Genomic DNA, 8159 nt, shown 5'->3' with positions numbered 1-8159 from the left:
CCCTTCGCGCGGCGGCGCTGCGACATCGCTGCGTCGACTTCGATGTACGGGTCTCCGGCGTAGCGGGTTCGAGCTGCCTTCAAGAGTTCGTCGACGTCTGCCGGAGGATTCTTTTCCTCAACGAGACGGCCGAGCAGACGCAGCGCCACGCCGGGCTTGCGTTCATTGCTGTCGAGGCATTCGCGGATGTTGGAGATGGTCTGCTTCACCGCATCGTCTGCGAGGCTTTCGAGCTTCATCTGCCGGGCGATGTCCAGTGCGCGGATCACCGCGCGCGCACGGTAGAGCGAGTCCCAGTTTGCGCCGCCTAGCTCGAGGTATGCGGAACAGGCCTGCTCGGCGTGCTTGTGCTTGGGTTGTCGGCCGAGAGTGAAAAGAAGATCGTGCAGGCGCGCACGAACTGAAGCCGTCGTGGCGACTGCTGCGACGCTCGCCCAGAGGTCGGCCACGGTCGACGGCAGTTGGGCGAGGGGCATCAAGTGCGCGGTGTGGAACACGGGGTTGCTGTTTCCGTCGACGCGATCCTGCAGCCGGTAGTCGAAGGCGACTGCGACGGTGTCGACGTCCGCGGCTTCCCGCTTGTCCGTGAGCGCGGAGGAGATTTCGTACCAGCCGCGCTTAGCGCCCGCGGCAGCGGCGTCCGCGAGGCCGGCGAGTTGCACGATCCTTTTCGAGGACAGATCGAATTCTGGATATTCCTGCGGCGTATTCGACGTCATGCGGATTCTGCCCCTCGCATACCAGACTGTCGTGGCATTTTTTTAGGCCGCGTTTCCGTGTCCGGGGTTTCTAGTTACTGTTTACTACGACGATATCCGCGCCAGCACGCTCGAGCGTGACCTTGACGTTGTCCGCTTGCTCCCAGTTGACGCGAGTGAGCAGCGGACATGGTGCCGATTCGACGAGCTCTTTCGCTTCCTTGAGCCCCAGTCCGTTCACGCACTCGCGGACGACCTTGATCACCTGGATTTTTCTGTCACCGGGGTCGGCGAGGACGACGTCGAAGCGGCCGGTGCGGTTGATCGGGTTGTGCTGTGCCGGGAGTTCGTCGAGGTCGACGGCGTCGATGAGGGCTGCGAGGTCTGGCTCGTCGGAGGTGGACCGGGCTGCGAGCTGCTGACTCGGACCGGTCGTCCTGAGCCGGAGTTCGTCGCTGGCGTCGTTGACGATCGTGGCCGCGTCGGCGATGTCCCATTGGACGCCGTTCAGCGCTTCCCTGGTGAATCGAGCGGCGAGGATCGCTTCGGTGCGCACGTGCCCGTAGGCGTCGGGTGGGGTGGTGCGCAGCGCGATGATGCGCTGGCTGAGCAGTCCGGGTGCGACGGCGAACGCTTCTCTCGCTGTCGTCAGGACGTAGCCGCAGACCATCAGCGTGTAGAGGTCGGCGAGTTCGCGCTTGGTCAGCTTCTTCAACGAGAGGTTCCCCGCCGCCGTCGTTGTGGGACAACGTTCGGGGAGCGCGGAGGGACTCGGAACCAGGACCGCGATGGACGCTTCGCCGTCCTCGACGCCGATCGGTGCGGCGGCGGCATCGTTGTCCTCGAAAGCTTCGGCGAGCGTGCCCATGACGACGTCCGGATCGTTGTCGAGCAACCGTTGCCACAGCCCGTCGAGTTCGGCCTGCTGCTGGTCGCGGAGCCTGCGATGCTCCTCGCGAAGAGCGGCCAATTCGGCCTGCGCTGCTTGCTCGCCGGCGGCCTTCGCCTGCTTGCGTGCTTGGCGTGCGAATACGCCGATGCCGGACAAGCTGGATTTCCGATGCCGCTCGAAGATCTCGCGCTCGTCCGGGTCGGCTGGCTCCGCGGCGACGGGGCGTCGAGCTTCGGGGAAGGCCGGTCGATGCAGGGTGAGGATGGCTTGCAACGCCGAGGCCAGTGCTTCGGCCTGCTGGGCCTTGACCGCGGCCGCGAGCGACCTGGACGACGTCGCGGTGGAGGTTCCGCGGGCAGGCGTTCGCCGGCTGCCGCCGAGTGACGTGGAGAACCCCACCGGGCCGACGCCCGTCGAGATGCTCGCACGACCGCCGCCGACGTGGACCCGGGCGGCTCGTGGCCCGACGCTGGCCCGCAGCCCTCGGCTGGATGCCCTGATGCGCACGCCCGGAGCCAATTTCACTGAGAAGCCCATCCCCAGTACCTCCCTGCCTGTGCGGTTGCCTGCTACGACGCCGCAGGGACGGATAACTCGTCGTTGCCGCGGGCCAACTGCCTGCTGGTGCGCCATTCCTGCGCTTCGGGCTCCTCGACGTAGTCGACGAGGTTGTCCTTCAGCCCCAGGTCTTCGAGGATCGCGAGGATCTCGGATGGAGTAGCGTAGAAGAACTCGCGCCGAAGGTTGACCCGGTTGACGCGGCGGTCGGCGAGGTGCTGGTGCAGCCGTGTTTCGAGGCTCACCGCGTCGGCGTCGAAGATCTTGGCGTGGACGTCGAACCTGAACGGGACCGAGGCGTCGCCGAGTTCGCGGACGCGTTCGAGCGGATCGAGCCGCCGGGTCAAGCCGATCTTGACGACACCGTCGCCGAAGGAGCCGACGTTGGAGATCACGTAGACCCAGCCGGTGCGGATGTTCGCCTCGCGTTCCTCGACGCCTCTGATGGCGTCGCCGATCTCGTCCAGTTTGGCCTGTGCTGCTTCGGCTTGCTGGTCGTCGCCGGACTCGGCCCACTTCTGCAGGACGTTACGCCAGTGCGCTTCTTCCTTCGCCAGCCTGGCTTTTTCGCGCTCGAACTCTCGCTGAGCCTGCTGTTCGTCCCGTTGGCGTTCCCGTTCGGCGCGGATGCGTTCCTTTTCTTCTTCGACCTTGGCGAGGTGGTCGGCGGTGAGTTCGAGTTCTTCGAGCCGCAGCCGGTGATAGCTGGGGGAGATGTTGATGTTCATGGTCTTGCCGAGGCGCGAGATGATCTCGCGGGTCTTGCTCAACCGGTCCTTGGCGGAGTCGAGCCGGTAGGGGCGCATGGATCGCACGCAGTTGTCGGCTTCGGCGTTGTAGGCGCGCAGCATCAGTTTGGAGAAGTCGCGGACCATGCGCTGGCCTTGGACAGCGGAACCGTTGACCGTCCAGTCGGTGCTGGCGGTGATCGCGTGGTTGTTCTTCGCGGAGACTTTGATGGAGTCCTTCAGCCGCTGCAGCGCTGCTTTGTAGGCGACGGCGTCGGCGAGCCGGTGCCGGAACTCGTAGATTCCGGCCTCCTGGAGCAGCGCGATCTCCTCGGTCTCGACGATTTCGCCGCGGATCGACGCGAGCTTCGCGGATGCCTCGTCGACCTGCCGCTGGATCGAGGCAAGGTGGGCTTTCGCGCCGTCCCGGTCCTGTACCTGTGTGTCTCGCTGCTTCTGCGCCTCTTGCTCGAGTTCGGCGAGAGTCTGGCGCATCTGCCGGATTTCTCGCTCGGCCTCCAGAGCGTCCCGGCCGCGGAGTTGTGCGTATTTGGTCTTGAGGTCCGTCAGTTCCGCGTTCAATGAAGCGTTGTGTGCGCTGAGTTCACGGACTTGTGAGACGGCTTGGTGGAACTTGGCGGTCTCCGCGGCCAGTTCGGCTTCGAGTTCCCGAGCCCGTTTCCGGGAGCCGAACAACCCGGGCTTGCCCGATGCGGGAGCGGGACCTGCTTGGGGCGGTTCCGTTTCAGATTGCGGGTCGGCTTCGAGCGTCCACAGCTGCCAGAACTTCGGCGGCGCGGGCCAGTCGGCTGGCGGCTGCCAGCCAGGCGGAGGCGTCCAGCCGACGGGGACGGCCGGCCAGTTCGGTGGCGGATTGAACCGATATCCCATATCGCTGCCCTCCGCTGTTCACGATCACAGCAGGAGTCGCGACTCCGCGAGATCGTGTTACATCGTCAGACCCCGCTTGTCTCGAGGCCGAGGAGCCCCTACCGAAGGCCGAATTTTCTTTCCAGGGCTTCGACGGCGTTGCTGTAGGCGGAACGGCCCGGGTCCGCGACCCAGATGCCCCCGAATGCCGGGACGAACCCCAGCGACGCCCAGGTGCGGCGGACCTTGTCGAGAGCCGGTTCGAAGACGCTGGCGTCTCGGAGGAGGCTGCGGTCGAGGTCGATCGGGAAGGGCTGGACGGCGATGAGGCGCGGGTCGCTGCAGATCCAGCGGAGGACACGGGCAGTAAGCAAGCGTCCGATGCCGCCGAGACCGCGCCAGGCGGGCGCGAGACGTACCCGGTCGACGATGACGACGTGGGTGCCGAAGGCGTGGGTCGTGCTCTGGAGGCGGTCGTCGAGACCGAGGAACCCGTACTCGTCGCGGTTGCCGAACAGCGGGATGAACTTGGCGTAGTCGGAGCTGCGCGCGTCCAGGGCGTCGAAGATTCCGTCGACGTGCTGCAGGTCGATGGTCAGGCCGCTGGCTTCGAGAATGTTGACGTCGACGTAGCCTTGCGTGTCGGGTTTCGCCGAGAGGGTGGCGTTCTCGGAGAAATACCATTGATCGGCAGGGTCGTCTTCGTCCGACGACACCGTCATCCCGGCGGTGGCCCACCAGTCTGATGTTCCTGGGTCGGTCAGGTCGCTGCCCGCGAGGTGCGCGTGGCTGTCGAACCGTAGTTCCAGGAATTCGAGTTGATCGAGCAACTGTCCTGAATCCACGCTGTCGGCGGGTGAGGGTGCCATGTTTCGGTCTTACCGCTGTCGCGTTGTCGGTTCAAGGTGGTTGCAGTGTCGGCGTTTACCCGCGAGGAACGGACCCGGGTTGGCTCCTCGCCCGTTTCGTTGATCCGCAAAGCCCTTAGCTGCCAAGGTCAACGAACAACTGCACCGCATGGTCGAGGACCATCCCGACCGCTTCGCCGCGTTCGCCACGCTGTCGGCCACCGCCACCGCCACCGACGCCGCCGTGGCCGGACTGGAGCGCGCCGTCGGCGAACTGGGCTTTGTGGACGCGACGCTCAGCGGCCGGTTCCTCGACGACCCGTTGTTCACTCCGGTCCTGGAAACCGCGGCTCGGCTCGACGTACCGATCTACCTGCGCCCGGCGACGATCAACCAGATCCGAACCACCGGCGACTACGGCTGACATTACGAGGCATCGCTGCACGCGCTGCGGATGATCCTCGGCGGAGTGTTCAACCGACTGCCCGGACTCAAGCCGGCCCTCGGCCACCTCGGGGACGGCGTCCCGTTCCACCTGTCCCGTATCGAAGATAAGCTCCCGTCCGCGACCTCTGGACTGCCCAAGCCGGTCGCCGACAACCGCCACGCCCGCGACTGGTTCGACCGGCTTGCCCTCGATCCCGAAGCGCGCGAGAAAGTCGCGCACGGGCACGGTCGATCAACTGCTCGGGCTGCGCTGAGCCCTGCGTCAGCCGCTGGCAGCAGGCGAGGGCTTTGTGTCGTGCGGAATTGCTTCGGCCCAGCCTCCTGTCGCGCGTTCACGGGCCTGAAGTAGGAGCGACAGTGTTGGCGCTGGCCAAAACCAGCAGTTCGGCTCCGGCTTTGACGACGGACGAATACGACAGGTTGAGGAGCAATTCGAGCCGCCGGAAGCGCAGAAGTTCCGCACTCATCACCTTCTTCTCCTCTGCGGCACGCAGATGCCGATACACCGACTCGGTGAGATGAGGTTGGACGATGACGACCTCGCGTTTGTCGGATTCGCTGAGAACTCGGAGGCTGTCGATGAACTCGTCGCGCCCAGTCACGGCCTTCCCGTCGACCCAGCTCGCTTTGCCCGTCGCACTGGCCGTCAGCCGGCTGATGAGCAATCCCTGTCGAGGAAGATCAAGTTCTTCGATGCTTGCGCGGCGACGACCTCGTAGGCGGACGTCGAGACGCGCCGACCTGGCGCGTTGCTTTCAGCGCCCTTGACGTGGATGAGCCTGAGAGGGGTCTGCCCAGACTTCGGTTGACACCGGGGCTGACTGTTTCTCAGGCCGCTGACGTGGCCGTGTAGATGGTCTCAAACTCGACTGGGGTGAGCTTGCCCAGGGTGCGTTGGCGGCGTTTGCGGTGGTATTTCGTCTCGATCCAGGACACGATCGCCAACCGGAGTTCCTCGCGGGTGCGCCACCGCCGGGTATCGAGAACATTCTTCTGCAGCAACGAAAAGAACGACTCCATCGCAGCGTTGTCACCACACGCCCCGACCCGCCCCATCGACCCGGTCAGCCCATGGCCGTGCAGCAGACGCCGATAGGCTCCCGACCGGAATTGAGCGCCGCGGTCGGAGTGGACGACGACATCGTGCGGGTCGCGCAGCGCGATCGCGTTCCGCAGCGCGCTGACGGCGAGTGAGGCCCGCATGTGCGCGGCGATGGAGTATCCGACGATCTTGTTGGAGTAGCAATCCTTGACCGCACACAAGTACAGCTTGCCCTCTCCGGTGGAGTGCTCGGTGATGTCGGTCAGCCACTTCACGTTCGGTGCGGTGGCTGTGAAGTTCCGGCGGACCAGGTCGTCGTGCACCGGTGGCCCCGCCTTACGGGAACGGCCTTTCTTCTTGGCGTGCAGGGAGAAGATCTGCTGCATGGAGCAGATCCGCCACACCCGGTTCTCCGAGGCGGTGAAACCCCGGCGAGCGAGCTCGTCGGCGATGAACCGGTACCCGTCGGCCGGGTCGTCGGCATGAATCTCGAGGGCGGCGTTGATCAGCTGCGCGTCGTCCCAGTCCCGCTGCGAGAACGGGGCTGCGCACCATTGGTAGTAGGCCTGCCGGGAGATACCCAGCACCCTGCACGTCACCGCGACCGGCACCCTGATCGGGGCGCCGGCCGCGGCCAGTTCACGGACGAGCGGGAAGGCTATTTTCCCGGCAGGTGGCCCTGCGCCAGGTAAGCCGCAGCCTTGCGCAGGACCTCGTTCTCCTGCTCTAGCAGCCGGTTGCGCTTGCGCAACTCCCGCAGCTCAGCGGACTCGTCGCGGGTCACACCGGGCCGGGCGCCGTCTTCGACGTCGGCGGCGCGCAGCCAGTTGGCCAGGCACGATTCGGAGATCCCGAAGTCCTTGGCGACCTGCTTCAACGGGGCCTCGCCGCGGCGGGCCACCGCGATCACGTCGTCGCGGAACTCGCGGGGGTAGGGCTTGGGCACGATGACATCCTTCCAGGCGAGGCCTCAGCCTCACACGTGAGATGTCAACCAAACCCTGGGCAGACCCGAGTCCCGTCCGGCCCGATGTGGAGGAAGTCCGCGATCTCGCCGGCACCGTCGTCGCAGATCAGCCACCCGTCGTTGTAATGCCGGGAGACCCAGTGGAAGAGAGAGTTGTCCCCGTCGGCGCCGATGCGGTGGTGGATCTCCGTGCTGGACAGCAGGCCGAAAGGTTTTTCCTGGTCCACTTTGGTGTTCTGGAAGTCCATGAAGCGCCAGTTCTGGAACGGCACCACCCGGGACTTCCGTTTGCAGATGCGCCCACCGGAGTAGACATGTCCAGACTCATAGTAGACGGAAAGCAGTTCGCTGGATTCGACAGCGTCGAGGACGCGGCGGGCCGCGGCCGGCACGGTGGGCTCGCCGCTGAATCCGGCGTTGAGGCGGAAACCGTGCTCGGTATCCGGAGGTCCGTGAGGGGGAGGCGGATTCACGTGGTGGTTGCAACACCTGGTGTTTGTTGGTGTGAGAGTAGTCGTGCGAGGGTTTCGGCTGGGGTGTGCCAGCCGAGGGTCTCGCGGGGGCGTCCGTTGAGTTCGGCGGCGACGCGGGCGAGGTCGTCGGTGGTGTGGCGGGACAGGTCGGTGCCTTTGGGGAAGTACTGGCGCAGCAGGCCGTTGGTGTTCTCGTTGCTGCCGCGCTGCCAGGGCGAGTGGGGGTCGCAGAAATAGATCTCCAGCCCGGTGTCCAGCGTGATGGTCTTGTGGTGGGCCATTTCGGTTCCCTGGTCCCAGGTCAGCGACCTGAGCAGCAGCGGCGGCAGGGTCTGGATCGCTTCGGTCATCGCGGTCGCGACCGCGGCTGCGTCCCGCCCGTGGGGCAAGGCCACCAGGACCGCGAACCGGGTCGAGCGTTCGACCAGCGTCCCGATCGCGGACTTGTTGTCCTTGCCCAGGACCAGATCGCCCTCCCAGTGCCCGGGGACCGCGCGGTCGGCGGCCTCGGCGGGCCGCTGGCTGATGTTGGCCATGTCCCGGATCCGGGCCCCGGACCGCCGCTGCCGTGCCCGGGCCCGGGCGCGGGGGATCCGCAGCGCCCGCCCGGTCCGCAGCGCCTGTGCCAGTTCCCGG

Annotated in this window: 7 protein-coding genes and 2 pseudogenes; 1 reads left to right on the top strand and 8 read right to left on the bottom strand. The window is 65.9% G+C overall.

All coding sequences use genetic code 11. From position 1 onward, the window contains the following. The 4 genes and pseudogenes from H5411_RS45335 to H5411_RS45320 form a co-directional block, all read right to left on the bottom strand. On the bottom strand, nt 1–719 hold a 719-nt coding region (locus tag H5411_RS45335; protein ID WP_183127894.1), incomplete at its 3' end, for a hypothetical protein. Nucleotides 720–789: 70 nt separating this feature from the next. Beyond that, a pseudogene (locus H5411_RS49935) lies at nt 790–1005 on the bottom strand (ribosomal protein bL12); the annotation flags it as partial. A gap of 1154 nt (nt 1006–2159) precedes the next feature. After that, nucleotides 2160–3767 carry an SNIPE associated domain-containing protein gene (locus H5411_RS45325; RefSeq protein WP_246370477.1) on the bottom strand — a complete coding sequence of 536 codons (1608 nt, stop codon included), beginning with the start codon at nt 3765–3767 and terminating at the stop codon, nt 2160–2162. A 98-nt stretch (nt 3768–3865) separates the two neighbouring features. Then, nucleotides 3866–4615, bottom strand: coding sequence for a hypothetical protein (locus tag H5411_RS45320; RefSeq protein ID WP_183127893.1), 750 nt, complete (start codon nt 4613–4615; stop codon nt 3866–3868). A 133-nt stretch (nt 4616–4748) separates the two neighbouring features. Here H5411_RS45320 and H5411_RS45315 point away from each other — a divergent pair. Continuing rightward, a pseudogene (locus H5411_RS45315) lies at nt 4749–5018 on the top strand (hypothetical protein); the annotation flags it as partial. A gap of 355 nt (nt 5019–5373) precedes the next feature. Here H5411_RS45315 and H5411_RS45310 read toward each other — a convergent pair. The 4 genes from H5411_RS45310 to H5411_RS45295 form a co-directional block, all read right to left on the bottom strand. Then, nucleotides 5374–5643, bottom strand: a complete 270-nt coding sequence (locus H5411_RS45310; protein ID WP_183127891.1) for a hypothetical protein — start codon at nt 5641–5643, stop codon at nt 5374–5376. Between the two features lie 226 nt (nt 5644–5869). Then, nucleotides 5870–7029 (bottom strand): IS3 family transposase gene (locus H5411_RS45305; protein WP_183127890.1). Its coding sequence is split into 2 segments (ribosomal slippage): nt 5870–6748 and nt 6751–7029, totalling 1158 coding nucleotides; the frame shifts between segments, so codons are not numbered across the junction. A gap of 44 nt (nt 7030–7073) precedes the next feature. Continuing rightward, the gene (locus H5411_RS45300; RefSeq protein ID WP_183127889.1) at nt 7074–7442 is read right to left on the bottom strand and encodes a hypothetical protein; all 369 of its coding nucleotides are present in this window, start codon (nt 7440–7442) and stop codon (nt 7074–7076) included. Nucleotides 7443–7519: 77 nt separating this feature from the next. Then, on the bottom strand, nt 7520–8159 hold a 640-nt coding region (locus H5411_RS45295), incomplete at its 5' end, for an IS30 family transposase (protein ID WP_183127888.1).

The sequence above is a fragment of the Amycolatopsis echigonensis genome (assembly GCF_014174495.1).
Lineage (GTDB): Bacteria > Actinomycetota > Actinomycetes > Mycobacteriales > Pseudonocardiaceae > Amycolatopsis > Amycolatopsis echigonensis.
The sequence above is the reverse complement of the archived record's forward strand: the minus strand, read 5'-3'. Positions and strand labels throughout refer to the sequence as shown.